Origin of the sequence: Microbacterium gilvum, assembly GCF_039543865.1 — a bacterium.
In the GTDB taxonomy this organism is placed as follows: Bacteria; Actinomycetota; Actinomycetes; order Actinomycetales; family Microbacteriaceae; genus Microbacterium; species Microbacterium gilvum.
This window is the reverse complement of the sequence record NZ_BAABKO010000001.1, coordinates 803173-828515: the sequence shown is the minus strand read 5'-3', so window position 1 is coordinate 828515 and position 25343 is coordinate 803173. Positions and strand designations below refer to the sequence as shown.

Here is a 25343-nt window from a genome sequence, read left to right as displayed (position 1 = left end):
GCGCCCGCACGGCGCGGCGATGTCGGAGGCGCTCGATACCGTGGGACGCATGCCGAGCTGGGAATGGGATGCCGCGCAGCGCGCCGTCCTCGATCTGCCGATCGACGCGTCCGCCGCGGTCGTGGGAGGGCCGGGCTCCGGCAAGAGCGCCGTGCTCGTCGCGCGGGCGGCAGCGATGGCGGTCGACGGCGTGGGCGCAGACGAGTTCCTCGTGCTCACGCCGACCCGCGCGTCGGCGAGCCTCCTGCGCGACGTGCTCGGGGTCGCGGTGCCGGTGGCGAGTCCCGGTCCACTGGCGCGGTCGGCGGGCTCGTTCGCCTTCCAGATCGTGCGCGCCGACGCCGTGCGCCGGGGTCTCGAGACGCCGCGCCTGCTCACGGGCGCCGATCAGGACCGCATCGTCGCCGACCTGCTCGCGGGCGACGCGGAGGACGAGGCGGAGGGCGCCGCGAGATGGCCGGCCCATCTGGGGGCGCCCGTGCGCGCGACCAAGGGCTTCCGGTCCGAGCTGCGTCAGCTGCTCGCCCAGATCGCCGAGCTCGGGGTCTCTCCCGACGAGCTCGCCGCCCTCGGCTCCGAGACGTGGACGGCCGTCGCCGGCTTCCTCCGCGACTACGAGATGGTCCGGGACGGGATGCGCTCCCCGCACCGCGACGTGTCGGAGCTCTTCGCCCAGGCCGCCGCCATCGTGCGCGGCGGCGGCGCGGTGCCGGGCCTCGAACGGCTGCGCGCCGTGCTCGTCGACGACGCCCAGGAGCTCACCCGGGGCGGGGTCGGCCTCGTCGAGGCCCTCGTCGGCCGCGGTGTCGCCGTCGTCGCGTTCGGCGACCCCGACATCGGATCCGGCGCCTTCCGCGGCGTGGCGCCTGAGCTGTTCGCGCGACTGGCCGACGCGCTGGGCACGCGGCTCGTGCTGCGCGAGCCGCACCGCTCGGCACCCGGCATCGCGCGGCTCGTCCGCACCGCGACGCAGTCGATCGGCGCAGCCGGCGTCGTCGCGCACAGGCAGCCGCCGGGGCCGCCCGTCGGCGGCGACCGATCCGTCGCGGCCGTGCTGTGCGGCTCTCCGTACGAGGAGGTCGATCGCATCGCTCGGGCGCTGCGCGGCTGGCACCTCGACGAGGACATGGCGTGGAGCGGGATGGCCGTGATCGCGCACGACACCCGCCAGGTCGCGACGCTCGAAGCGGAGCTCGCGGCGCGCGAGGTGCCCACGAGGGCGGCCGGCGTGCAGCGTCCGCTGGGGAGCGAGTCGGCCGTCCGCGACATCGTCGAGGTGGTGCGTCTCGGGCTCCTGCCCGCCGCCGAGCGCACGGACGACGCGCTGCTCGATGCGCTCCGCTCGCCCTTCGGCGGTCTCGACGGCGTGGGACTGCGACGGCTGAGGGCGCACCTGCGGCACGCCGAGCTCGCCGCCGGCGGCTCGCGCCCCGCTCGCGAGCTCCTCCGAGACGCCATCGCCCACCCCGTCGCGCTCGACCTCGTCGACACGGGGGAGGCGCGCACGGCCGCGCGCTTCGCGCGAACGCTCGCGGTGCTGCACGACGACGGCGCCCGCGGGGCGACCATCCACGAGCTGCTCTGGACCGCGTGGGAGCGCGCGAGGACGAGCGAGGGCAGGCGCCTCGAACGAGTCTGGCACGAGCTGTCGCTCGCCCAGGGGCCGCTCGCCGCGGAGGCGGGGCGCGCGCTCGACGGCCTCGTGGCGCTGTTCGCCTCCGCCAAGCGCTCGGTGGAGCGGAACCCGCACGAGGGGCCGCTTCCGTTCATCCGCGAGATCCTCGACAGCGACGTTCCCGAGGACACGCTGTCGTCGCCGGATCGCGACGACGCGGTCGCCCTCCTCACCCCCGCGAACGCGCTCGGGGTCGAGTACGACGCCGTCGTCATCGCCGGAGTGCAGGACGGCGTCTGGCCGAACCTGCGGCTGCGCGGCGGCCTGCTCGAGACCTGGCGCTTCGCGGACGCCGTCGACGCCCACCGCGCCGGCCGCGCCGACATCGCGGCCGACGTCGTCGACCGGCGCAGGGCCGCCCTCCACGACGAGCTGCGCCTGTTCGCGCGTGCGGCCTCGCGCGCTCGGCGACGGCTGCTCGTGACGGCGGTCGACGACGACGACATGGGGCCGAGCCCGCTCTTCGCCCTCCTGCCCGCCCCCGACCCGCTCGACGAGGCCGCTCATCCGCTCACGCTGCGAGGACTCGTCGCCCACCACCGGCGGACGCTCACGTCCGGGCACGATGCATCCGCTCGGGCGGAGGCGGCAGGGCAGCTGCGGGCCCTCGCCGCCGCGGGGGTCGCGGGCGCCGATCCGCGCGACTGGTACGGCGTCGCGGAGCCGACCACCGCGGCTCCGCTGCGGGATCTCGCCGTCGAGCCCGCACGCGTCTCGCCGTCGCGGCTGGAGGCCTTCGAGGAGTGCGGCCTCGGATGGGCGATCTCGTCGCTCGGCGGCGACACCGCGACGGCGCCGTCCGCCGGCATCGGGACCATCCTGCATGCCGCCATGGAGCGGCACCCCGACGGCGATCTCGCGGGCCTGCGAGCGGTCGTGGACGAGCGATGGGGCGAGCTCGACTTCGAGACGCCGTGGATCGCGCGGAAGGAGCGCCGGCGAGCGGACCAGTACGTCGAGCGGCTGCACGCCTACCTCCGCGAGGTCGCCCGCGACGGAGGGAGGACCCTCGCATCCGAGGCGGAGTTCCGGTTCGGGGTCGACACGCGCGGCTCCGAGGGCGGTGAGCCCGCGGTCGTCGTCGGCGATGCCGTCGCGGCGGCGGGGCTCGCCGTCGTGCGCGGCAGCATCGACCGTGTCGAGGCGTATCCGCCCGGCGGCGGCGAGCACGCGCCCGCGCGCGGCCCGAAGTGGACGCCCATGGCCGACGGCGAGCGCGTCGTCGTCGTCGATCTCAAGAGCGGCAAGGGCGAGAGCCGGACGAGCGAGGCCGCCGTCGCCGAGCACGCCCAGCTCGCGGCATACCAGATCGCCGTGCAGGAGGGACTCGTCCCCGGCGCCGATCCCGCCGCGCTCGCCGGAGCGCGGCTCGCGATCGTGTCGCAGACCCTCGCCAAGAGCGACTACCGCGTCGCGCACCAGCACGCGCTCGGCCCCGAGTCGCGCGCCGCGTTCCTCGAGCGCGTCGTCGCCGCCGCCCGCGGGATGTCGGCGGCGAGCTTCACGGCGCAGGTGGAGGACCACTGCGCCGATGCGCAGCGTGTCCAGCTCTGCCGCATCCACACGATCGAGGCGGTGAGTGCATGACGGGCACCGCGTCGCCCAGCGGCTCCGCGGGACTCGGGATCGCCGCGACCGATCTCGCCGCGGCGCTCGGCCAGCCCGCCCCCACGACCGCGCAGCAGCGCGTCATCGAGGCCCCGCTCGCGCCCGCGCTCGTCGTGGCGGGTGCGGGGAGCGGCAAGACGGAGACGATGGCCGGCCGCGTCGTCTGGCTCGTCGCCAACGGCCTCGTCCGCCGCGACGAGGTGCTCGGCCTCACCTTCACGCGGAAGGCGGCGGGCGAGCTCGCCGAGCGCATCGCGGCGCGGCTCGACCTCGTCGACGAGTTCGGTCGGCGGGGGCTCCTCCCGCACCTCCCGCGGATCGTCGCTGAGGGCGGTCTCGCGCGCATCGAGGCGGCGCAGCCGGGGGCGCAGCGCGACGCCGTGCGGACGCAGGTGCTCGACGCGCTCGCGCGATCGTACGGCACCGACTGGTCGCCGTCCGCCCCCCGGGCGTTCGGCGACCTGCTCGCGCGGCCGCGCGTCGCGACGTACAACGCCTTCGCCGACGGCATCGTCCGCGAGCATGCCGCGCGGATCGGCCGCGACCCCGATGCGGCCATGCTGAGCGCGTCGGCGTCATGGCTCATCGCCCGCGCCGTCGTGCTGAGGGCCGACCTCCCCGGCATCGAGGATGTCGACCGGGCGCTCTCCACCCTCATCGACTCCGTCCAGGGGCTCGCGGGCGACATGCTCGACCACCGCGCCGACCCCGACGAGGTCGACGCCGTGGCGCGACGGGTGGCGGCCTCCTTCGAGCCCTACGCCGAGCGCAGGAACGTCGAGAAGGCCCTCGCGAACCTCACGAGCCTCCCCGTCCTCACGCAGCTCGTGCGCGCCTACCAGGACGAGAAGGCGCGGCGCGGCGTGCTCGACTTCGCCGACCAGGTCGCCGGCGCGTCCGACATCATCCGGGCCGCGCCCGCCGTGCGCGAGGAGCTCCGCGCGCAGCACCGCGTCGTCCTGCTCGACGAATACCAGGACACGTCGGTCATCCAGACCCGCTTCCTCGCCGAGCTGTTCGGCGACAGCGCGGTCATGGCCGTCGGCGATCCGCACCAGTCCATCTACGGGTGGCGCGGTGCCAGCGCCGACAACCTGTACGCGTTCGCGGGCGCCTTCGCTCCGACGGGCGAGGCGGAGACCTTCAGCCTCATGACCAGCTGGCGGAACGACCGGCGCATCCTCGACGCCGCGAACACGGTGCTCCGTCCGCTGCAGCGGGCCGGGGCGTTCGCGGTGCCGCCGCTCGAGCCCCGACCGGGCGCGGGCGAGGGCCGCGTGTCCGTGCGCTTCGCCGACACCGTCGACGACGAGGCGCTCGCCGTGGCCGACTGGTTCGCCGAGGCCCGCGAGGCGCATGCGCACGCAGGGTCGGCGAAGCCGCACACGGGCGCCGTGCTGTTCCGCTCGAAGCGCCACATGCAGACGTTCGCGGCCGCGCTCGGAGCCAGGGGGATCCCGCACCGCATCCTCGGCCTGGGCGGCCTGCTGTCGACGCCCGAGGTCGCCGACGTCGTCTCCGCGCTGCGGGTCGTGCACGATCCCGCGTCCGGGTCGGCGCTCATCCGGCTGCTCGTCGGGCCGCGCTTCGCGGTGGGCGTGCGCGACATGGCGGCGCTGTACGACCTCGCGGCCACGCTCGCCGTGCGCGATGCGGCGCTCGAGCCGCTTCCCGACGACGTCCGCGAGCGGGTCAGGGCCTCGTCCGGGGCCGACGAGGCCGTCTCGATCGTGGACGCGGTCGAGTTCGTGCGGACGGCGCCCGACGGCTACCGGCTGCTCGAGGCCATCACGCCTGACGGACGCCGGCGTCTGCGCGAGGCGGGGGAGATGCTCGAGCGGCTGCGTCGCGCCGCCGGGCAGCCCATCCCCGACCTCATCCGCCTGATCGAGCTCGAACTGCGCATCGACATCGAGCTGGCCGCGAACGAGTCGCGCGGGCCCGCACGCGTCGCGGGGCTGCAGCTGCGCGCGTTCGTCGACGAGGTGAGGGCCTTCCTCTCCGCCGATGAGCGCGGCACGATCGGGAGCCTGCTCGCCTGGCTCGAGCGCGCCGAGCGCGCCGACGAGCTCATGCCGCGTCCCGAGCCCCCCGAGCCGGGGGTCGTCCAGCTCCTCACGATCCACGGATCCAAGGGACTGGAGTGGGATGCCGTCGCGGTCGTCCGGCTCGTCGACGGCGAGCTCCCCGGCACTCCCAAGGACACGTCGGGATGGTTCGGGTTCGGCGCGCTGCCCTTCGAGCTCCGGGGCGACGCCGCCGCCCTCCCGCGCTTCTCGTGGGATCCGGACGCCGAGATGCGACTGGCGGGCGACGACCCGGCGAAGCGGCACAAGGCCGCCCTCGACGCGCTCGCGAGCGGGGTCACGAAGGCGCGCCCCGAGGGCGGCGCGCTCCACCGCTTCCAGGGCGCGTACCGCTCGTATCAGCAGGCGGAGGAGCGGCGGCTCGCGTACGTCGCCATCACGCGCGCCCGGTCCGAACTCCTGCTCACCGGTGCCCACTGGGCGGGGCAGAAGACCCCGCGCACGCCGAGCCCGTACCTCGTCGAGACGATGGCGGCGCTCGGTCTTCCTCCGATCCCCGGGACCGACCCCGAGGACAACCCCTACGACGGAGCCGCGCATACGCGGCAGTGGCCCCTCGACCCGCTCGGCACCCGCCGTGCGCGTGTCACGGAGGCGGCCGAGCTCGTGCGCGCGGCGCCGGAGGCCGCGCCCTCGCCGCAGCTCGCACGCCTGCTCGCGGAGCGGGCGGAGCGCGAGCGGGGGAGGACGTTCGCCGTGCCCACGCGCATCCCGGCCTCGCGCTTCAAGGACTACGTCGGGGACTTCGGCGGCACGGTCGCCGCGATCGCACGGCCGCTTCCCGAACGGCCCTACCGGCAGACCCGCATCGGCACGCTGTTCCATCAGTGGGTGGAGCAGCGATCGGGCGCCGCCGGCGCCGGGGCGTCGATCGACGATGCGCTGTGGGAGAGCGACGAGGAGGGGTGGGAGGACGCCGCCGGTCCGACGACCGAGGTGTCGGCGGACGACGAGGCGGCGCTCGACGCGCTCCGCGCCGTGTTCCTGCGGAGCGAGTGGGCAGGACTCGAGCCACTCGAGGTGGAGTCCGAGATCGACTTCCCGCTCCCCGCCGTCGACGGCGCCCCGCGGCACATCGTCATCTGCAAGCTCGACGCCGTCTACGCCCGGGGCGACCGGATCGAGATCGTGGACTGGAAGACGGGCCGCGCGCCGCGCACACCCGAGGAGCGGGAGGAGCGCATGCTCCAGCTCGCGCTCTACCGCCTCGCGTACTCGCGGCGTCACGGCGTGCCGCTCGACCGCATCGATGTCGCGCTCTACTACGTGCCGGACGACCTCGTGCTGAGGGACGAGCGGCCTCTCACGGCGGAGGAGGTGGCGCGCCGCTGGCATGCCGCCCAGGGATCGCTCCGCCGCTGACGGCGGGCTCGCCGCCGGGGCGGCCGGTCGGCGCGCGCTTCGCGGCGCGCGGCGGCGCTACCCCTGATTGCGTCGCCGCTCGGTCTCGCGCTCGAGCGCGATGAGCTCGTCCATGTCGAGCGGCACGGTCGCGTTCGCGGCGTCGTCGGCCGGCTGCGCGGACGGCAGACGGATCTCGGGGACCGTGTCGGTGGGCACGGCGCCCGTCCGCACGTCGTCGGGGTGCGCCTCCGGCTCCGGCGCGTCCCAGCCGACCTCGGCGTCGAGCGAGAGGAGGGACGGATCGTACGCGTCGGTCTGCATCGACGTGTCGGCCGACGGGGGCGCGGCGGCGGTGTCGGGAACGCGGTCGATCGCGGCGAGGGCGTCGTCGACGTCGGACGAGCCGGCGGCGAGGCCTGCCAGCAGGCGATCGTCGCGCACCCCGTCGGAGAGCGACTCGAGCAGTGCTGCGGCGTCGTCCACGACGTCGGGCCGGTGCGTCTCGAGCCCGTGCACGAGCCAGTGCGCGAACTCCAGCTCGGCGTGCAGGCGCGCGCGGACGCGAAGCGCGGCATCGGGGGCGCGATGCGCCGCGACGGCATAGGTCTCGAGGATGGTGTCGGCCGAGCGCGGCGCGGACGCGGTCCACCGCAGATCGAGTGCCGGGTCGTCGATCGACAGGCCGTGCCAGTCGAGCACGCCGGCGACCTTCGCCACGCCGGCCAGGTCGTCGGCGACGGCGTAGGCGGTGGAGGCCGCCCCGCCGAGGCTCACGGCCGACTCGAAGGCCCACAGCCGATCATCCTCGAGAGCCTCGCGCCAGCGCACCATGAGCCTGACCGGGACGCGTCCGCTCGCGCCGGCGGCGTCGAGCACCCTCTCGACCTCCGCCCTGGCCTGCTCGGGGGAGCGGACCGGCAGACCCGCCGACCGGACGACGGAGCCCGGGAGCGAGTGCACGGCCGCGATGGCGGCGCCCATCGAGCTCGCTGCCCCCCGGCCGGCGGGGATGTCGGCGGGCTCCACCTGCGAGCCGCGCACATACGACGTCACGACCGCGGTGGTGCCGTCGAACGGCACGGTGCCGTGGAAAGCGGGTGCGTCGAACGGGAGGATCCGCCGGACGCCGGACGTCAGCGCGCGCAGCGCCACGACGTCGGCGGAGAGCTCCCGCTCGGCCGCCTCGTCGACGGGGACCCGCACGACGAGCTCGCGGCCGTCGGCGAGCGTCGCGACCGCGGCGCTGTTGCGGCCGGCACCGCCCGACGTCAATGCGCGGACGCCCGTGACCTCCGCACCGGGCACGGCGGCCGTCGCGGCCGCGGCTAGAGTGAGGAGAGAGCGTGGCATGGAGACCAGGTTAGGTCGACGCCGCGCCCGTCCCCCCGCGCCACGCCCGTGAGAGAGGTACCGGATGGCCGCGCATGCCGCCCCGCTGACGATCGACAGGAGCGCGGGGGAGCGCATCGCGCCCGGCCTGCTCGACGCTCTGCTGCACGATCCCGCGACCCGCGCCCTGGTCGTCCGCGGCGATGCGGCGCCCGTCGCCGCCGGCGGTCTGCTGCTCGTCCCGACGGCGGCGGTCGCGGAGGGCGCCCGCTGGGCGTTCCTCGGCCGCGACCGGACGGGCGCCGGCGTCGTGGTGGCCGCCTTCGCCGCCGATGGGGAGCCGTTCGCCGCGGCGGGGCCCGATGCCGCCCCCGAGTGGGCCCCGCTGCGCCAGGTCGGCGCGCATCTCGCCGACGGCGAGCTGGAGGCGCTCGTCGCGGCGATCGCCATCGGCCGCTGGCTCGTCGAGGCGCCGTTCTGCCCCGCGTGCGGAGGGGCGACGACGAGCATGCAGGCGGGATGGTCGCGCGTGTGCGATGTGTGCGGCCGCGAGCACTTCCCGCGGACGGATCCCGCCGTCATCGTCGCCGTCGCGAGCGAGGACGGATCCCGCCTCCTCCTCGGCGCGAACGCCGCGTGGCAGGGCCGCATGTACTCGTGCTTCGCGGGCTTCGTCGAGGCGGGCGAGTCGCTCGAGACGGCCGTGCACCGCGAGATCGCCGAGGAGGCGGGGGTGCGCGTCGCGGACATCCGCTACGTCGGCTCGCAGCCCTGGCCGTACCCCCGTTCGCTCATGCTCGGGTTCCACGCCGCGACCGTCGCGGACGACGAGGCGCGCGCCGACGGCGAGGAGATCCTCTCCGTGCGCTGGTTCTCGCGGGACGAGATCGGAGAGGGACTCGCGGGCCGTGGCGACGTGTCGCTCCCGGGACCCGCGTCGATCGCGCACCGGCTCATCCGCTCCTGGTACGAGGGAGCGTGAGCCCGCTCGACGCCCTCGACGAGCAGCAGCGGCGCGCGGCCTCTCTGCTGCGCGGTCCCGTCGCGGTGCTCGCGGGGGCCGGGGCGGGGAAGACGCGCGTCATCACCCACCGCATCGCGCACGGTGTGGACACGGGCGCGTACACGCCGAACCGGGTGATGGCGGTGACGTTCACGGCCAAGGCCGCCGGCGAGCTGCGCGGGCGCCTCCGCGCCCTCGGCGTGGAGGGCGTGCAGGCCAAGACGTTCCACGCCGCCGCGCTCGCGCAGATCAACTTCTTCTGGCCCACCGTGACGGGCGATGTCGCGCCCACGATCGTCGACAACAAGGTCCGCCTCCTCGCGCACGCGGCCGACGGGCTGCGCCTCCGGCCCGACACGGCGACCCTGCGCGACGTGGCGGCGCAGATCGAGTGGCGCAAGGTCACGATGCGGTCGATCGCGCAGTACGCGATTCTCCAGCGCTCGGTCGGCGCCCTCACGCCGTCGGCTCTCGTGGACCTCATGCGCGCGTACGAGCGCGTGAAGGACGAACGCCGGCAGCTCGACTTCGAGGACGTCCTGCTCGCCTGCGCGGGGATGCTCGAGGCCGAGCCGCAGGTCACGCGGGCGGTGCGGGAGCAGTACCGGCACTTCACGGTCGACGAGTACCAGGACGTGTCGCCCCTGCAGAGCCGGCTGTTGGACCTGTGGCTCGGCGACCGGCGCGACCTGTGCGTCGTCGGCGACGCGAGCCAGACGATCTACTCGTTCACGGGGGCGGAGTCGAGGTTCCTGCTCGACTTCGAGCGCCGCTACCCGGATGCGACGGTCGTGCGGCTGGAGCGCAACTACCGGTCGGCGCCCGCCGTCATCGCCGTCGCCAACGCGCTCATGCGGGGACGGCCCGGCGCGCTCCGGCTCGAGCCCGCCCCGGATGCCGCGGCGGGCGACGTGCCGGTCGTGACCGGCTACCACGACGAGCACTTCGAGGCGGAGGGCGTCGCCGACGCCATCGTCGCCCAGCTCGAGACGGCGGCGCCGTCGGACATCGCCGTGCTGTACCGCGCGCATGCGCAGTCGGCGGAGATCCAGGACGCGCTCGCCCGGCGGGGCGTGCCCACCACGGTGCTCGGCGGGCGGCGGTTCTTCGACATGCCGGAGGTCCGGCAGGCCGTCATGGCGCTGCGCGGCGCGGCGATCTCGCCGGGCGAGGGCGGCTTCGCCGACACCGTCCGCGACGTGCTGCGCAGCCTCGGACACAGCGACGAGGCCCCGGCCGCGGGCGGGGCGCTGCGAGACGCGTGGGAGGCGCGCGCCGCCATCCTGCGCCTCGCCGAGGAGGCCGCTCCGGGCACGACGCTGCGCGCCTTCACGGAGCAGCTCATGGCGCGCGCGAAGGACCAGCACGAGCCGACGCTGCGCACGGTGACGCTGTCGACCCTGCACGCGGCGAAGGGCCTGGAGTGGCCGCACGTCCACCTCCTCGGGCTCGCCGAGGGGCTGCTGCCGATCTCGTACGCCACCTCCCTCGAGGGAGTGGACGAGGAGCGGCGCCTCGCCTACGTCGGGATCACGCGCGCGCGGCGATCGCTCTCCCTGTCGTGGCCGCGCGCTTCGGCGTCGGGTCGACTGCAGCGTGAGCCGTCGCGCTTCCTCGCGGAGATCGGCACAGGCACTCTGCGTGCGGGCGCCGGCTCCGCCACTCGCGGCTCCCGTCGAGCCTGACGACGGCGGAGCGCGTCGTGCCGGCATCGGCTCGCAGCAGCTCGGAGACGATCCAGGCGGCGCTCACCGTGAGCGCGTCCGGCACGGGCGCGGGCGGCCGCGCGAGCAGCTGCACCGCGAGGGATGGCCACGCCGGATCGCGGTCGCGCTCGTGCGCCGCGAGGCACGACAGGCACGGGCCGGTGCCCGGGCGGACGACGGGGCCGATCTCCGCGCGCTCGGCCGCGAAGACGACGGGCGCGTGCACGGCGTCGGCGCGCATGAGCGGCGCCCATGCGGAGGGTGCGACGGCGTGATGGGCGAGCAGGACGACGGGGACGCGGCTCCCGGCGGTGTGCGGCGGCACCCACTCCGCCGCCCATCCGCAGCCGGCGAGCGCCGTGCACAGCGCCGTCACCGTCTCCGCGGCGACCGCGTCCGACGTGACGACGTGGACGGCGGCGGGGTCGGGACGACGCAGCACGGCGGGCGCGAGGGCGGCGAGGAACGACTCGATCTCCGCCGGCTCGGCGCCCACGGCGAAGCCGAGCGACACGGGGTCGTCCTCCACGCCGTCGATGAGCCGGGCGATGAGACGCTGCTGCCAGGGCGCCGGCTCGACGACCCGGATATCGGAGTCGACTCCGAGCTGCAGCGTCGCCTCGTCGCGCCACAGCGGCGGCCGCGCGGGGTCGAGGAGGAGGAACGCCATAGCGCGATTGTGCTCCGCTTCCGCGGGCCGCGCGGCGGCTGTCCACAGGGGCGGCGACGGCGTCCGGCCGGAGCCGCCCCTGTGGACAGGAGGTTCACACGGGGCGGTCGCCCTCCGGGCGCTCGTCGTGGTCCGGGCGCTCGTCGTGGTCCGAGGACGGCTCGTCCGAGCGGCCAGCCTCCTCGGCGAGGAGCCGGGCGAGCGCGTCGTCCACCTCGTCGGCCGCCGGCTCCTCCCCGCGCGCCGTCGCCTCGAGTCGCGCGACGAGGGCGGCGGGGTCGTCGATGTCGGAGGCGTCGGGGATGAGGTCGGGGTAGTCCCAGAGGCTGTCGCGCGCGGCGATGCCGACGGCGTCGGTGACGGCGCGCCACATCGCCGCGGCCTCGCGCAGGCGCCGCGGACGCAGGCGCAGGCCGACGAGCGCTCCCAGCGCGTCCTCCGCCGGTCCGCCCTCCGCACGCCGACGGCGGATGGCCTCGGCGATCCGGTCGAGGTGGGGCACGCGCGACGTCGCGTCGGCCGTGACGACGTCGATCCAGCCCTCGACGAGCGCGAGCAGGTTCTCCAGGCGCTCGAGGGCCACGCGCTGCGCGTCGCTCTGCGCGGGCAGCAGGGCGCCGCTCTCGAGCGCGCGGCGCAGCTCCTCGGGATCGGAGGGGTCGAGCCGCGACGCCATGTCCTCGAGCGCCTCGACGTCGACGTGGATGCCGCGTGCGTAGTCGGCGATCTGCGACATGATGTGCAGCCGCAGCCACTTCGCGTGGCGGAAGAGGCGCGCCGAGGCGAGCTCCCTGGCGGCGATGTAGAGCGCGAGCTGGTCGTCGGGGATCTCGAGCCCGGCGCCCAGCTCGGCGAAGTTCTGCGGCAGGATGACGGCGGCTCCGGCGGCGAGCACGGGCACTCCGGCGTCGGCGCCGCTCACGACCTCGAGCGACAGCTTGCCGACGACCTGGCCGAGCTGGGTGGCGAACAGCGTGCCGCCGACGCCGCGCATGAGGCGGCCGGCGTTCTGCACGAGCTCCTGCATCTCCTCGGGCACCTGCGTGCGCAGCGCCTCGGTGAGGGCGTCCGCGATGCTCGTCGCGACCGGCTCGGCGATCTCCTGCCAGACCGGCAGCGTCTCCTCGACCCACTGCCCGCGCGTGACCACGCGGGGGACCTCCGCGGTCGCGGAGAGCGTCGTCGCCTCGCCGAGCCACAGGCCCGCGAGCGCGAAGGCCTGGTCGAGGTCGGTCTTCTGGCCGTCGGTCACGATGCGGCCGTCCTGGTTGGCGATGTGCAGGGCCTGCCGCCGGGTGGCGTCCCACGAGATCGCGCCGTCCTGCGCTCCCGCGAACATCCCCTGGAACTGCTGCATCATCTGGCCGAGCGCGGCCGGATCGACCGGCATGCCCGCCATGCGGGCGAGCTGCTCGGGATCGAGGGATCCGCCGCTCATGAGCCGGCGCATGAGCTCCTGGAACTCCTCCTCCGGAGTCCTGTCGTCGTCTGCCACGTCAGCCGCCTTTCAGCCGGTCTCGCTCTGTCCGATCTAGGCTAATCGCGCCCGTCGCCGCACCTCCCGCGGCGAGGCGGATGCGCTTACGCCACCCGCGAACGACAGCCGAAGGACGCCCGTGACCCTCACCGACGATCAGCCCCGACCGGAGCGCACGCGCGGGGTGTCCGCTTCGCGTCGCACCGTCGCGGGGATCTGGGCGCTCACGGCCGCGCTCCTCGCGCTCGTGGTCATCACCTTCCTCCCGACGTCCTTCGTCATCCAGCAGCCGGGTCCCGTGTACGACACGATCGGCGGCGTCGTCGACTCGGACGGGCGGGAGGTGCCGCTCATCGAGGTCGCGGACGCCGAGACGTACGAGACGTCGGGATCGCTCGATCTCACGACGGTTCAGGTCGTCGGCAACCGCGAGCGCACGCCGTCGTGGTTCGAGCTCGCGCTCGCGTGGCTCGACCCCGCCCGCGCCGTCGTGCCGCTCGACTCCGTCTTCCCGGAGGGGCAGACGACCGAGCAGCGCGAGGAGCAGAACGCCGTGGCGATGGTCGACTCGCAGGCCGAGGCGACCGCGGCGGCGCTCACGCAGCTGGGCTACGACGTGGGTGCGCACCTGCGCGTCGTGGGACCCACCAGCGACGAGTCGCCCGCGGCCGGCGTGCTCGCGGAGGACGACGTCGTCGTCGCGGCCGACGGCGAGCCGGTGTCGGACGTCGAGCACCTGAAGGAGATCATCGCGGCGGGCGAGGGCGACGCCGTCGTCCTCACGATCGAGCGCGACGGGGCGGAGCAGGACGTCGAGATCGTCCCCGACGAGGTGGAGGCCGACGGGGAGACCTCCTGGGCGATCGGGGTCTATCTGACGACCGCGTTCGACTTCCCGATCGACGTGACCATCCAGCTGGAGGACGTCGGGGGACCGAGCGCCGGCACGATGTTCGCGCTCGGCATCATCGACACCCTCACCCCGGGCGCGCTCACGGGCGGCGAGGAGATCGCCGGCACGGGCACGATCGACGCCGCAGGCACGGTGGGGGCCATCGGCGGCATCCGCCAGAAGCTGTACGGGGCGTCCGGCGCCGGCGCCGACTGGTTCCTCGCTCCGGCCGAGAACTGCGACGAGGTCGTCGGGCACGTCCCCGCGGGTCTGCAGGTGTTCTCCATCTCGACCCTCGACGACGCCCTCGCCGCCGTGGAGGCGATCGCGGCGGGAGAGACCGGCGCGCTGCCCACCTGCACGACTGGCTGAGCGTTGCCTCTGTCCGGGCGATGCCCGGGCGGTGCATGCCTAGGATGGCATGGTGACCTCGACCTCGGCGCCGACTCCGGCCACGACTCCGTCCCCCTTCCGAAGAATCGTGACGATCTCGCTGGCGGTCATCGCCGCGCTCGTCGTCGCCTTCTTCGCCTTCGCCTCGCTGTACACGGACTTCCTCTGGTACCAGCAGCTGGAGTTCGAGTCGGTGCTGCTCACGCAGTGGACGGCGCGCGTGATCATGTTCGCGATCGGCTTCGCCGGGATGGCCGTGCCGGTGTGGCTCGCGATCTTCCTCGCCTACCGCCTGCGTCCGGTCTACGCGCGGCTCAGCTCGCAGCTCGACCGCTATCAGGAGGTCGTCGAGCCGCTCCGTCGCCTCGCGATGTGGGGCATCCCCGTGTTCTTCGGCTTCTTCGCGGGCTTCGCGGCGTCGTCGCAGTGGGAGACCGCATGGCTGTGGGCGAACGGCACCGCGACGGGCGACGCCGACCCGCAGTTCGGTCTCGACACCGGCTTCTACATGTTCGCCATGCCGTTCTACGCGGCCGTCGTCGGCTTCGTGCTCGCGGTCGTGCTCATCTGCCTCCTCGTGACGGCGCTCGTGTCGTACCTGTACGGCTCGGTCCGCATCGGACAGGGCGAGCTGCGCATCTCGAAGCCGGCTCGCATCCAGCTGGCGATCACGGCGGGTCTCTACCTGCTCGCGCAGGCCGCGAGCATCTGGCTCGACCGCTTCTACACGATGGTCGATCAGGGCGACCGCATCACGGGACCCGGCTACGCGGGCGTGAACGCCGTCATCCCCGGGCAGACCATCCTCGCGATCGTCGCGGCGCTCGTCGCCCTGCTGTTCTTCGTCACGGCGATCATCGGGCGCTGGCGGTACCCCCTCATCGCGACCGCGCTCCTCGTGGTCACCTCGCTCGTCGTGGGCGTCGGATATCCGTGGGCGGTCACGACCTTCCAGGTGCGCCCCAACGAGCAGGCGTACGAGCTCGACTACTTCCAGAAGAACGTCGACGCGACGCGCGCCGCGTACGGTCTCGACGGCATCGAGACGGTGCCCTTCGCGGCCGAGACCGACGCCGAGGCCGGCCAGCTGCGCGACGACGCCGACACGACGGCCTCGATCCGCCTCATGGATCCGGGTGTCATCAGCCCCACGGTCCAGCAGCTGCAGCAGTTCCGCGCGTACTACGGGTTCCAGGACACGCTCGACGTCGACCGCTACGAGGTCGACGGCGAGACGCAGGACACCGTCGTCGCCGTGCGCGAGCTCGACCTCGGGCAGCTCGACGCCGACGCGCAGACGTGGAACAACACGACGCTCGTGTACACCCACGGCTACGGCATGGTGGCGGCGAAGGGCAACGAGCGGACGAACGAGGGCGAGCCCGTCTTCATCGAGAGCAACATCCCCTCCAGCGGCATCCTGTCCGACCTCGAGTACGAGCCTCGCGTCTACTTCGGCGAGAGCAACCCGGCCTACTCGATCGTGGGCGCCCCGGAGGGCACGGAGCCGGTCGAGCTCGACTACCCGGCCGGCGAGGAGGGCGCCTCGCAGACGAACACGACGTTCGAGGGCGACGGCGGCCCGAGCGTCGGCAGCTTCTTCCACCGCATCCTGTACGCGCTCAAGTTCCAGTCCGAGCAGATCCTCTTCTCCGACTACGTGAACGAGGACTCGCAGATCCTGTACGACCGCGACCCGCTCACCCGCGTGCAGAAGGCAGCGCCCTATCTGACGCTCGACAGCGACCCGTACCCGTCGGTCGTCGACGGCCGCATCGTCTGGATCGTCGACGGCTACACGACGAGCGCCACCTACCCGTACTCGTCGCAGGTGAGCCTGTCGCAGGCGATCAGCGACTCGACGAACCCGACGCCCAACCTCCTCATCGACGAGATCAACTACATCCGCAACTCGGTGAAGGCGACGGTCGACGCGTACGACGGCTCGGTCACGCTGTACGCGTGGGATGAGGAGGACCCGGTCCTCCAGACGTGGCAGAACATCTACCCGTCCACTCTGAAGTCGATCGACGAGATGTCGGGCGAGCTCATGAGCCACGTCCGCTACCCGACCGACCTGTTCAAGGTGCAGCGAGCCATGCTCGGCACGTACCACGTCGACAACGCGCGGGCGTTCTACCAGCGCGACAACGCGTGGACGACGCCCAACGACCCGACGAACGACCAGGCGCTCCAGCCGCCGTACTACCTCTCGATGCGCATGCCGGACGAGGAGGAGCCGACGTTCTCGATGTTCACGACGTTCATCCCCGACGGCGGGTCGCGCAACGTGCTCATGGGGTACCTCGCGGTCGACTCGGACGCCGGTTCGGAGGCGGGCGCGGTGAGCGATGAGTACGGCAAGCTGACCATGCTCGAGATCTCCGCCGACACCACGGTCCCCGGACCCGGTCAGGTGCAGAACTCGTTCGACTCGGACTCGGCGATCGCGAACGAGATGAACATCCTCACGATCGGCTCGTCCGACGTGCAGCTGGGCAACCTGCTGACGCTCCCGGTCGGCGGCGGCCTGCTGTACGTGCAGCCGGTCTACGTGCAGTCGACGAGCGGCACGTCCTACCCGCTGCTGCGCAAGGTGCTCGTGGCCTTCGGCGACCAGCTCGCGTTCGAGGACACCCTCGCGGAGTCGCTCGATGCGCTGTTCGGCGGCGAGTCCGGCGCGGAGACGGGCGACTCCGACGTCACACCGGTCGACCCCGAGACCGAGCAGCCGATCGACGAGGGATCGACGGAGGAGCCGTCGACCGATCCGACGCCGCAGCCCTCGGCGCCGTCGACCGACACGTACGAGGCGGCTCTCGCCGACGCGCAGACGGCGCTGAACGAGAAGCAGGCGGCGCTCGAGGCGGGCGACATGGTCGCCTACGCCGAGGCCGACGCCGACCTCACCGACGCGCTCGAGCGTCTGCTCGCGTTCGAGGACGCCGCGGGGGAGTGACCCCGTCGGATGGCGCCTCGCAGGCTCGACCTGCGGGGCGCCGTCGCGTGCGGGGACCGTGCGGATGGCGCCCGCGCGGGGGAACGCAGAAGGCCCGGATCCGAAGATCCGGGCCTTCTTCTTGTTGCGGGGGCAGGATTTGAACCTACGACCTCTGGGTTATGAGCCCAGCGAGCTACCGAACTGCTCCACCCCGCGGCACAAGGGACAACACTAGCACGGGAATCGGCGTGTGTCGAATCGGCGGGGGAACGCGGAAGGCCCGGATCCGAGGATCCGGGCCTTCTTCTTGTTGCGGGGACAGGATTTGAACCTGCGACCTCTGGGTTATGAGCCCAGCGAGCTACCGAACTGCTCCACCCCGCGGCACTCCTCCAGTTTAACCCGGGATGGCCGTCACGTCGAATCGAGGCGTCCGGATGGTGAACCCGGGCGTGGCGCGGGAGGATGGCCCCATGAGTGCGGCGGATGGACTGCGGCCCGGCGAATCCGAGGCGGAGAGGTACGACAGGAACTGGACCGATGTGCTGCAGGAGCTGCGGGTGCTGCAGACGGGCTCGCAGATCCTCACGGGCTTCCTCCTCGCACTGGCCTTCCAGCCGGCGTTCGCCAACCTCGACGACGCGCAGCGCGTGCTCTACCTCGTGCTCGTCGTCCTGTCGGCCGTGAGCGCCGTCGTCGCGCTCGCGCCCGTCGCCCTGCACCGCGTGCTCTTCCGCGAGGGGCGGAAGGGGCTCATCGTGCGGGTCGGCCACATCGCGCTCGTGACGGCGATGGCCGTCGTCTCGGCGCTCCTCGTGGGCGTCCTCGCGTTCGTCTTCGACGTCGTCGCGGGGGAGCAGGCGGCGTGGACGGCGGGCGGCGCGCTCGGCGTCCTCGTGGTCCTGCTGTGGGCCGCCGTCCCGCTCGCGCTGCGCTCGCGCCGCTAGGCTGGCGGCATGCCGCAGGTCGGAGTCGCCGTCGCCCAGTTCTCACCCGGAGCGGACGCTCGCGCCAACCGGGAGGCTGTGGCGGACCTCGTGCGCACGGCCGCGGAGCGCCGCGCCGGTGTCGTGGTGCTCCCGGAGTACTCCTCGTACTTCGTCGACCCCTTCGATGCGACGCTCGCCGCGCACGCCGAGGACCTCGACGGCCCGTTCTCGTCGCACCTGCGCGCACTCGCGGAGGAGACCGGCACGGTCGTCGTCGCGGGACTGCTGGAGCGTGCGGACGGCCGCCGCGTGCGCAACGCCGTCATCGCCGTCGACGCCTCCGGCGTGCGGGCGGTCTATCGGAAGGCGCACCTGTACGACGCGTTCGGCCAGCGGGAGTCCGACTGGGTGGAGGCGGGCGATCTGTCCGCTCCCGAGACCTTCGACGTCGAAGGGCTGCGGTTCGGGCTCATGACCTGCTATGACCTGCGCTTCCCCGAGTCGGCGCGCGTGCTCGCCGATGCCGGCGTGCACGTCGCGCTCGTGCCCGCCCAGTGGGTGCGCGGGTCGCTCAAGGAGCATCACTGGCGCACGCTCGCGACGGCGCGCGCCATCGAGAACACGATGTACGTCGCGGCCGCCGACCATACGCCTCCGCTCGCGGTCGGCAACTCGCTCGTCGTCGACCCGCAGGGCACAGCCATCGCGAGCGTCGGCACGGCGACCGACGTCGCGGTCGCGTTCGTCGATGCGGCCGTCGTCGAGAACGTGCGCCGCGTGAACCCCGCCCTCGCGCTGCGCCGGTACCGGGTCGCACCGCGCTGAGCGATGCGCGCCCGGGACATCGCCGGCGTCAGTAGGCGGCGGACTGCCCGCCGTCGATCGGAAGCACCGTCGCGTTGACGTAGGACGCATCGTCCGAGAGCAGGAACGCGACGACCGCGGCGATCTCGGGGGCCTCGCCGTATCGCTTCGTCGGGTTCGCCTGGATGAACTGCTCCGCGGCCTTGCGGGGGTTCTCGGGGTCGAGCTGCTTCATCGAGTTCTCGACCATCGGCGTCCAGATGGCGCCGGGAGCGATCGCGTTCACCCGCACGCCGTAGCGGCCGTACTCGATCGCCGAGTTGCGGGTGAGCCCGACGACACCGTGCTTCGCGGCCGCGTAGCCGGACTGGTTGCCGATCCCGCGGATGCCGCCGACGCTCGCGGTGTTCACGACGGACCCCGAGCCCTGCTCGCGCAGGAGGGGCAGCACCTTCTCGAGACCGAGGAAGACGCCGCGCAGGTTGATGGCCACGACCTTGTCGAACTCGGCGGCCGTGAAGTCCTCGGTGAGGTTCTGCCGGCCCTCGATGCCGGCGTTGTTGAAGAATCCGTCGATGCGGCCGAACTCCGCCTTCGCGGCGTCGACGTACGCATCGACCTGGGCCTCGTCCGAGACGTCGGCGACCGTCGTGATCACGCGCGAATCCGGAGCGACCGCACGGATCGCGTCGACGGTCGCGGCGAGCCCGGTCTCCGAGACGTCGACGAGCGCGAGCTGCGCGCCCTCCTCCGCGAGCCGGATGGCCGTGGCGCGGCCGAGACCCGATCCGCCTCCCGTAATGATGATGGTCTTGTCGGAGAACCGAGCGGTCGTCATAGCTGCCTCCTGGGCGGGTGATCGACGATCGGCGCTGCGCGCATGCGGGCGTCGGTCGGGCCGGCCGGTCGGGCCGGCCGACGTCTATTCTACACCTGCTGTGCATTCATGTGAATGGTTTGTTCGCGAGCCGGAGGGCCGCCTCCTCGAGGACATCCATCCGCTTGCAGGCCGCGAACCGGACGAGCGTCGCGTAGGGCGTCCGACGCTCGGGCGCGGCGAACGCCGTGAGGGGGATGGCCACCACCCCTGCGCGTTCCGCGAGCTCGAGGCAGAAGGCCCGGGCGTCGACCGCGCCGAGCGGCGCCGCGTCGGCGACCGTGAAGTACGACCCCCGCGGCGTCGAGACGTCGAACCCGGCGGCGCACAGCCCCGCGCCGAGCACGTCGCGCTTGGCGCGCATGTCGTCGGCGATGCCCGCGAAGAAGGAGTCCGGCAGCCTCAGGCCCGTCGCGATGGCGGGCTGGAAAGGCGCGCCCCCGACGTACGTGAGGAACTGCTTGACGGCGAGCACGGCCGTGACGAGGTCGGCGGGGCCCGACAGCCATCCGATCTTCCACCCGGTCGTGCGGAACGTCTTGCCGCCGGACGAGATCGACAGCGTGCGCTCGGCCGCGCCGGGCAGCGTCGCGATCGGCGTGTGCGGGGCGTCGAAGACGAGGTGCTCGTAGACCTCGTCGGTGACGATGAGCGCGTCGTGGCGGTGGGCGAGCCGCACGATCTCCTCGCGCACGGCCGCGGAGAAGACGGTGCCCGTCGGGTTGTGCGGGTCGTTCACGAGGATGATCCGCGTGCGGTCCGTGACGGCGCGCGCGAGCTCGTCGAGGTCGGGCTGGAAGTCCGGCCACCGCAGCGGTACCGTCCGCAGCCTCGCCCCGGCCAGCGCCACGCACGCGGCGTACGCGTCGTAGTGCGGTTCGAAGACGACGACCTCGTCGTCCGGCCCGTCGCACAGCGCGAGCAGCGTGGCCGCGATCGCCTCCGTCGCGCCCGCTGTCACGAGGATCTCGCTGCCGGGGTCGAGACGGATGCCGTAGTGCCGCGCCTGGTGCTCGGCGACGGCCTCGAGGAGGTCGGGGACGCCCCGCCCCGGCGGGTACTGGTTCGCCCCCGCGCCGATCGCGGCACGGGCGGCCTCGAGCACCTCGGCCGGCCCGTCCTCATCGGGGAAGCCCTGACCGAGGTTGATCGCGCCCGTCGAGGCCGCGAGGGCCGACATCTCTGCGAAGATCGTGGGGGTGACGGCCCCGTCGGCTCCCAGGAGCCCCGCCCCTCCAGCTGTCCGCCTCCAGGCGCCCGGGATGTCTCGCACCCGGTCAGGGTACCGGTCCGGGAAGTCACGGAGCGGCCATACCCGCGACATAGGAAGCGCACAGGCTGCGGGAACACTCTGAGGGGGACGTGGAAGAAGGAGCACCCATGGACGACCAGCGTTCCGGCGACACCCCGGACCAGACCCCTCAGGACCCCGCGGCCCGCGCGCAGGCCGCGCCCGCCGCGTACCCGAACCCGACGAGCATTCCGCCGCGGCCCGCGCCGCCGACGGGATACGGCGCCGCACCGCAGCAGCCCGCTCCGTCCGCGCCGGGCGCGGCCTTCGGGCCGGCGGCCGACACCCAGCCGACGGCGCCGCTCCCTCGCGACGGCGAGACGCAGCCCTACGGCCAGCACTACGCGTGGGCGCCCGCCCCCGTGAAGGAGCGGAAGAAGGGCTCCGGTCGCGTGGCGGCGGCCATCCTCGCCGCGGCCCTCGTCGGCGGCGCCGCAGGATTCGGCGGCTCCTGGGCGGGCAACGCGCTGTGGGGCGGTTCCACGACCGTCGCGTCCTCCTCGGACGGCTCTCCCTCCAGCATCACCGTGAACAACCCCGGGTCGGTCAACGAGGCCACCGCCGTCGCGACGGAGGTGCTGCCCAGCGTGGTCACCATCGAGGTCTCGGGTGCGTCGGCGTCGGGCAGCGGATCGGGCGTCGTGCTGAGCGACGACGGCTACGTCGTGACGAACACGCACGTCGTGACGCTCGGGGGCGCCGAGAGCGACGCCGCCATCCGCGTGACGACGAGCGACGGCCGCATCTACGACGCGACCGTCGTCGGCACCGACCCGACGTACGACCTCGCCGTCATCAAGCTGGACGGCGCGAGCGACCTCACGCCGATCGAGTTCGCCGACTCGTCGGAGCTGAACGTCGGCGCCACGACCGTCGCGGTCGGCGCCCCGCTGGGGCTCGCCAACACCGTCACGACGGGCATCGTGAGCGCCCTCAACCGCAGCATCGAGATCGCCTCGTCCGCGGCGCCCGAGGGTGACAGCACGGAGGGCGACGACAGCCAGGGCGACGAGTCGAGCCCGTGGTACTTCGACATCCCCGGCCAGGAGGAGCAGCAGACGGCGACGGAGTCGATCGCCATCTCCGTCATCCAGACCGACGCGGCCATCAACCCCGGCAACTCCGGCGGCGCGCTCGTCGACAGCGAGGGAAGGCTCATCGGCGTCAACGTCGCCATCGCGACCGCGACCTCGAGCTCGGAGGAGTCCGGTTCCATCGGCGTCGGCTTCGCCATCCCGTCGAACGTCGTCCAGCGCGTCACGGACGAGATCATCGAGACGGGGGCCGCGACGCACGGCCTCCTGGGTGCGAGCGTGCAGCCATCGAGCCAGGTCGAGGGCGCGACGATCACGGGCGCCTACATCGCCGACGTCGTGTCGGGCGGGGCGGCGGAGGCCGCCGGTCTCGAGGCGGGCGACATCGTCACCGCGTTCAACGGGGCGTCGGTGAACGACGCGATCGACCTCACCGCCCAGGTGCGCGCCGCCGCCGCGGGCAGCGAGGCCACCGTGACCTTCGTGCGCGACGGCGAGGAGCGCACCGCGACGGTGACGCTCGGCACGCTCGAGTGACAGCCGTCCCGCCCGGACGGGGCGGGACGACGAGGAGGACGCCGCCGCACGAGTACGCTCGTGGGGTGGCGTCCTTCTCGTTCGGTGCGGGCAACGCGGCCAAGATCGCCCGCATCCCGCTGTACGCCCTCGGCCGGCTCGGCACCCTCGTCATCCCGCGCGGCTCGACGTGGGCCTTCGGCTGCGGGGCGGGCGTCGGAGACGGCCCGCTCGCGGTGCAGAGGATCGCGGCCGCCGACGGGCGGCGGACGGTCTGGCTCGCCGCGACCGCGGACGAGGCCCGCGCTGCGCGGGTCGCCGGCCTCCGCGTCGTGCCCCGCCTGTCGTGGCGCGGGTACTGGGAGACGGCGCGCGCGGGTGTGCTCGTCGTCGGCTTCGGCACGGGCGACGTGAACCCCTACGCCGTCTCGGGCGGCCTCCTCGTGCAGCTGTGGCACGGCATCCCGCTGAAGCGGATCGGGCTCGATTCCGCGGAGACCCTCCGCACGGGCGCGCTGCCCGACGTCCCGCTCGTCCGCGGCGCCATCCGCCTGCTCTACCGCGCGGCACAGCGGCGCATCGCCCTCCTCCCAGCTGCCTCCCACCTCGTGCGCGGGCGGCTCGAATCGGCGTTCGGGCTGCCCGACGACCGCATCGTCGTGACGGGCGAGCCTCGCGTGGACGTGCTGAGCGCGGGCGACCCCGGCGAGAGGAGGCGCGGGGCGCGCGCGCTCCTCGCACGCGTCGCCGGAGGGTTCCGCTCGACGACGCGCCTCGTCCTCTACGCCCCCACCTGGCGCGACGGCGCGCCCGATCCGGCTGTGCCGTCGACGGGGGAGTGGCGGGCGATCGTCGACATGCTCGACCGTCGCGACGCCCTCCTGCTCGTCCGCTCGCACCGTCTCGGCGCCGGCTCCTACACGCCCCCGTTCCCCACCGACCGCGTACGCGATCTCGGCGCCGATCGGCTCCGAGACATCACGGCCGCGCTCCCCGGCGTCGACGTGCTCGTCACCGACTACTCGTCGCTCGTGTACGACGCGGGTCTCGTCCCGCTCCCCGTGATCGCGCTCGCGCCCGACCTGGAGGAGTACCGTGCGCGTCGCGGCTTCTACGGGCGCTACGAGGACGCCGCGGGCGACGATGCGGCGCGCACATGGGCGGACGCGCTCGCGCGGCTGGACGCGGTCCTCGGCGACCCGGCGCTGCTCGCAGAGGGCGCCGCGCGGTCTGCGAGACTGAGCGCACGCGTGCACGCCTTCCGCGATGGAGGGAACGCCCGCCGCGTCTACGCGGCCATCCAGGCGCGCGCCGCGCGCAGGAGAGGAAGACCATGACGACTGCCCGGTTCGAGCCGGACGGCCCGCTCCTCGTCGTGGAGGGCGAGGGCGAGCGCCCCGCGTCCGCCGTCCTGGAAGGGGCCCGCGTGCGGGTGCCCGCGCGGATGACCGGACGCGGTCGCACCTGGAAGGCGCGATTCCCCCTCACCGCGGCGCGATGGGGCGGCGAGGAGCTTCCGCTCCCGTCCGGCGAGTACCGCGTCTCGATCGACGGCGTCGACGTGGCGACGACCCTCCCTGTGCGGCTGCTGCCGGGCCTGCGCGCGGGGCTCGAGGGCGGACGGCTGCGGGTCGGACCGCCCGTCGACCCGGTCTACGACGAGCCGGAGGCGCAGGGCGCGCTCGAGCGACGGTACATCTCGCACACGGCGCCGCTCGAGGACGCGGTCTTCTTCGAGAGCTTCTACGGGCGCAATGCGAGCTGCAATCCGCTCGCGATCGACCGCGAGCTGGCCCGCCGCGCGCCGCAGGTGGTGCGCTACTGGAGCGTCGTCGACCTCTCTGTGGCCGTGCCGGACGGTGCTGTCGCGGTCGTCGAGGGGAGCCCCGAGTGGTGGCGCGCCCGCAGCGTGTCGCGCCTGCTCGTCGTGAACGACTGGCTGCGCAGGACCTTCGCGCGCCGTCCGGGCCAGCGCGTCGTCCAGACATGGCACGGCACGCCGCTCAAGCGGCTCGCGCTGCACCGCCGCGGCTTCGCGCCGCGCCGTTGGGGCGCGATCGTCAAGGAGTCGCGCCGGTGGGACGTGCTCCTTGCCCAGAACCCGTACGCGGCGGGCATCCTGTCGCGAGCGTACGCGTTCCTCAGGCGCCCCGTCTGGGTGGAGGGGTATCCCCGCAACGACGCGCTCGTGACCGGCGACGCGGCCGCCGTCCGCCGGCGGCTGGGCATCCGCGAGGGGGAGCGCGTCGTCCTGTACGCGCCGACCTGGCGCGACGACCGCGAGCGGATCGTCGACTTCCTCGACCCCGCCCGCCTCGCTGTCGACGCCGACGCCGTCGTGCTCGTCCGCGGCCACTCCCGCACCCTCATCCCCGGACATGATCTCGAGGGTCCGCGCGTCATCGACGTCACGGCCTACCCCGACACGGCGGAGCTGCTGCTCGCCGCCGACGAGCTCGTGACCGACTACTCGTCGATCATGTTCGACTTCAGCGTCACGGGGAAGCCGATGTACTTCCTCGCCCCGGACCTCGAGCACTACCGGGGCGAGCTGCGCGGCTTCTACTTCGACCTCGAGCGCCGGGCGCCGGGCCCCGTCGTCCGGAACGTCGAGGAGCTGATCGCCGCGCTCGCGGCGGACCCCTCCGCCTACGCCGGCAGGTACGAGGCGTGGCGGCGCCGGTTCAACGCACGGGAGGACGGCCGGGCGGCCGAGCGGGTCGTCGCCCGCCTCCTGGACCAGGGGATGATCCCCGGCGTCTGACGG

At 73.7% G+C, this 25343-nt stretch carries 15 protein-coding genes and 2 tRNA genes; 11 read left to right on the top strand and 6 right to left on the bottom strand.

The annotated features are described in order from the left end of the window. Window positions 1–49 precede the first annotated feature (49 nt). Together ABD998_RS04180 and ABD998_RS04175 are read left to right on the top strand one after the other, a co-directional pair. On the top strand, window positions 50–3262 hold the full coding sequence (locus tag ABD998_RS04180; RefSeq protein WP_345436219.1) for a PD-(D/E)XK nuclease family protein: 3213 nt from the start codon (window positions 50–52) through the stop codon (window positions 3260–3262). Then, window positions 3259–6732 carry an ATP-dependent DNA helicase gene (locus tag ABD998_RS04175; RefSeq protein WP_345436217.1) on the top strand — a complete coding sequence of 1158 codons (3474 nt, stop codon included), beginning with the start codon at window positions 3259–3261 and terminating at the stop codon, window positions 6730–6732. The genes ABD998_RS04180 and ABD998_RS04175 overlap by 4 nt, the downstream gene beginning before the upstream one ends. Window positions 6733–6789: 57 nt before the next feature. On the opposite strand, the gene ABD998_RS04170 is transcribed toward ABD998_RS04175, so the two are convergent. Continuing rightward, window positions 6790–8064 (bottom strand): phosphotransferase, encoded by a 1275-nt coding sequence (locus tag ABD998_RS04170; RefSeq protein WP_345436215.1) that lies wholly within the window; start codon window positions 8062–8064, stop codon window positions 6790–6792. 64 nt (window positions 8065–8128) lie between these two features. On the opposite strand from ABD998_RS04170, the gene nudC reads away from it, so the two are divergent. Both nudC and ABD998_RS04160 read left to right on the top strand, forming a co-directional pair. After that, window positions 8129–9025: an NAD(+) diphosphatase gene (gene nudC, locus ABD998_RS04165; protein WP_345436213.1), complete on the top strand. Its 897-nt coding sequence runs from the start codon at window positions 8129–8131 to the stop codon at window positions 9023–9025. Beyond that, window positions 9022–10731 carry an ATP-dependent helicase gene (locus ABD998_RS04160; protein WP_345436211.1) on the top strand — a complete coding sequence of 570 codons (1710 nt, stop codon included), beginning with the start codon at window positions 9022–9024 and terminating at the stop codon, window positions 10729–10731. Before nudC ends, ABD998_RS04160 begins: the two co-directional genes overlap by 4 nt. A 785-nt stretch (window positions 10732–11516) precedes the next feature. Here ABD998_RS04160 and ABD998_RS04155 read toward each other — a convergent pair. Beyond that, entirely contained in the window at window positions 11517–12917 is a 1401-nt protein-coding gene (locus ABD998_RS04155) for a zinc-dependent metalloprotease (protein ID WP_345436209.1), read from the bottom strand. 121 nt (window positions 12918–13038) lie between these two features. Here ABD998_RS04155 and ABD998_RS04150 point away from each other — a divergent pair, with 121 nt between their 5' ends. Both ABD998_RS04150 and ABD998_RS04145 read left to right on the top strand, forming a co-directional pair. Continuing rightward, window positions 13039–14163 carry a YlbL family protein gene (locus ABD998_RS04150; RefSeq protein ID WP_345436207.1) on the top strand — a complete coding sequence of 375 codons (1125 nt, stop codon included), beginning with the start codon at window positions 13039–13041 and terminating at the stop codon, window positions 14161–14163. 49 nt (window positions 14164–14212) lie between these two features. Then, on the top strand, window positions 14213–17143 hold the full coding sequence (locus ABD998_RS04145) for a UPF0182 family membrane protein (RefSeq protein WP_345436205.1): 2931 nt from the start codon (window positions 14213–14215) through the stop codon (window positions 17141–17143). A 124-nt stretch (window positions 17144–17267) separates the two neighbouring features. Here the strand turns inward: ABD998_RS04145 and ABD998_RS04140 are convergent. Next, a tRNA-Met gene (locus tag ABD998_RS04140) sits at window positions 17268–17341 on the bottom strand. 94 nt (window positions 17342–17435) lie between these two features. Further along, window positions 17436–17509: transfer RNA gene (locus ABD998_RS04135), tRNA-Met, on the bottom strand. Between the two features lie 89 nt (window positions 17510–17598). Here ABD998_RS04135 and ABD998_RS04130 point away from each other — a divergent pair. Together ABD998_RS04130 and ABD998_RS04125 are read left to right on the top strand one after the other, a co-directional pair. Next, window positions 17599–18072 carry a DUF6328 family protein gene (locus ABD998_RS04130; protein WP_345436203.1) on the top strand — a complete coding sequence of 158 codons (474 nt, stop codon included), beginning with the start codon at window positions 17599–17601 and terminating at the stop codon, window positions 18070–18072. Between the two features lie 9 nt (window positions 18073–18081). After that, window positions 18082–18879 carry a carbon-nitrogen hydrolase family protein gene (locus ABD998_RS04125; protein ID WP_345436201.1) on the top strand — a complete coding sequence of 266 codons (798 nt, stop codon included), beginning with the start codon at window positions 18082–18084 and terminating at the stop codon, window positions 18877–18879. Window positions 18880–18907: 28 nt separating this feature from the next. Here ABD998_RS04125 and ABD998_RS04120 read toward each other — a convergent pair whose 3' ends face one another. Beyond that, the gene (locus tag ABD998_RS04120) at window positions 18908–19696 is read right to left on the bottom strand and encodes a glucose 1-dehydrogenase (protein ID WP_345436199.1); all 789 of its coding nucleotides are present in this window, start codon (window positions 19694–19696) and stop codon (window positions 18908–18910) included. A gap of 106 nt (window positions 19697–19802) precedes the next feature. Next, window positions 19803–21008 carry an aminotransferase class I/II-fold pyridoxal phosphate-dependent enzyme gene (locus ABD998_RS04115; protein ID WP_345436197.1) on the bottom strand — a complete coding sequence of 402 codons (1206 nt, stop codon included), beginning with the start codon at window positions 21006–21008 and terminating at the stop codon, window positions 19803–19805. A 107-nt stretch (window positions 21009–21115) separates the two neighbouring features. On the opposite strand from ABD998_RS04115, the gene ABD998_RS04110 reads away from it, so the two are divergent. The 3 genes from ABD998_RS04110 (at window position 21116) to ABD998_RS04100 (ending at window position 25340) form a co-directional block, all read left to right on the top strand. Further along, on the top strand, window positions 21116–22597 hold the full coding sequence (locus ABD998_RS04110) for a S1C family serine protease (protein WP_345436195.1): 1482 nt from the start codon (window positions 21116–21118) through the stop codon (window positions 22595–22597). Between the two features lie 65 nt (window positions 22598–22662). Next, window positions 22663–23913 carry a CDP-glycerol glycerophosphotransferase family protein gene (locus ABD998_RS04105; protein WP_345436193.1) on the top strand — a complete coding sequence of 417 codons (1251 nt, stop codon included), beginning with the start codon at window positions 22663–22665 and terminating at the stop codon, window positions 23911–23913. Beyond that, the gene (locus ABD998_RS04100) at window positions 23910–25340 is read left to right on the top strand and encodes a CDP-glycerol glycerophosphotransferase family protein (protein ID WP_345436191.1); all 1431 of its coding nucleotides are present in this window, start codon (window positions 23910–23912) and stop codon (window positions 25338–25340) included. Before ABD998_RS04105 ends, ABD998_RS04100 begins: the two co-directional genes overlap by 4 nt. Window positions 25341–25343 lie beyond the last annotated feature (3 nt).

Coding starts and splice junctions, on each gene's coding strand:
- ABD998_RS04180 (WP_345436219.1), top strand. CDS start 50: ATGCCGAGCTGGGAATGGGATGCCGCGCAGCGCGCCGTCCTCGATCTG.
- ABD998_RS04175 (WP_345436217.1), top strand. CDS start 3,259: ATGACGGGCACCGCGTCGCCCAGCGGCTCCGCGGGACTCGGGATCGCC.
- ABD998_RS04170 (WP_345436215.1), bottom strand. CDS start 8,064: ATGCCACGCTCTCTCCTCACTCTAGCCGCGGCCGCGACGGCCGCCGTG.
- nudC (WP_345436213.1), top strand. CDS start 8,129: ATGGCCGCGCATGCCGCCCCGCTGACGATCGACAGGAGCGCGGGGGAG.
- ABD998_RS04145 (WP_345436205.1), top strand. CDS start 14,213: ATGGTGACCTCGACCTCGGCGCCGACTCCGGCCACGACTCCGTCCCCC.
- ABD998_RS04130 (WP_345436203.1), top strand. CDS start 17,599: ATGAGTGCGGCGGATGGACTGCGGCCCGGCGAATCCGAGGCGGAGAGG.
- ABD998_RS04125 (WP_345436201.1), top strand. CDS start 18,082: ATGCCGCAGGTCGGAGTCGCCGTCGCCCAGTTCTCACCCGGAGCGGAC.
- ABD998_RS04120 (WP_345436199.1), bottom strand. CDS start 19,696: ATGACGACCGCTCGGTTCTCCGACAAGACCATCATCATTACGGGAGGC.
- ABD998_RS04110 (WP_345436195.1), top strand. CDS start 21,116: ATGGACGACCAGCGTTCCGGCGACACCCCGGACCAGACCCCTCAGGAC.
- ABD998_RS04100 (WP_345436191.1), top strand. CDS start 23,910: ATGACGACTGCCCGGTTCGAGCCGGACGGCCCGCTCCTCGTCGTGGAG.